The 1,119-nt window shown below is 65.5% G+C and carries 1 protein-coding gene; it reads right to left on the bottom strand.

Annotated features, from left to right (window positions below; translation table 11 throughout):
- On the bottom strand, window positions 1-953 hold a 953-nt coding region (locus tag AB0B14_RS36730; protein ID WP_357526765.1), incomplete at its 3' end, for an acyltransferase domain-containing protein.
- Between the last annotated feature and the right edge of the window lie 166 nt (window positions 954-1,119).

Raw genomic sequence — 1,119 nt, forward strand, 5'->3', positions numbered from 1 at the left:
TCGAGCCAGTAGCGGTGGCGTTGGAACGCATACGTCGGCAACTCCACCCGCGGCGCCGACGGGAACATCACCGACCAATCCGGCGACACCCCATGCACATGCAACGCCCCCACCGCCGCCAACAACGACCCCACCTCAGAACGACCCCGACGCAACACCGGCACCGACACCGCCGCCGACACCAACGACGACAACACCCCATCCGGACCCACCTCCACAAACGCCGACACACCCTCATCCACCAACCACGACACCGCATCACCAAACCGCACCGTCTCCCGCACCTGCCGCACCCAATACCCCGGCTCACACACCTCCCCACCCGCCAACCGCCCCGACACCGTCGACACCAACGGAATCACCGGCGCCCGAAACTCCAACCCCCCCAACACCTCACCAAAACCCACCAACATCGGATCCATCAACGACGAATGAAACGCATGCGACGCCCGCACCCGACGCCACCGCGCACCACACCCCCGCGCCACCGCCAACACCGCAGCCTCATCACCAGAAATCACCACCGACTCCGGCCCATTCACCGCCGCAACATCCACACCCCCCACCAAAAACGGCACCACCTCATCCACCGACGCCCGCACCGACACCATCAACCCACCCCCCGGCAACCCCTCCATCAACCCCGCACGAGCCGCCACCAACACCACCGCATCACCCAACGACAACACCCCCGCCACATGCGCCGCCGCCACCTCACCAATCGAATGCCCCACCACAAAATCCGGCCGCAACCCCCACGACTCCAACAACCGAAACAACGCCACCTCAACCGCAAACAACGCCGGCTGCGTAAACCCCGTCCGATCCAACCCCTCCACATCACCCGCAATCACCGCACCCAACGACCCCGGCAACAACCCATCAAACGCCGCCACCACCTCACCAAACACCCGCGCAAAAACCGGAAACGCACCCACCAACTCCAAACCCATCCCCACCCGCTGCGAACCCTGACCCGTAAACACCATCGCCCACCGCGACCCCACACCCGCCACACCCGACACCACACCCGACCCCGAACCACCCGACGCCACCACACCCAAACCCCGCAACAAACCCCCACGACCACCCGCCAACACCACCGCACGATGCTCCAGG

Source organism: Micromonospora sp. NPDC049171, from assembly GCF_040648275.1.
Lineage (GTDB): Bacteria > Actinomycetota > Actinomycetes > Mycobacteriales > Micromonosporaceae > Micromonospora.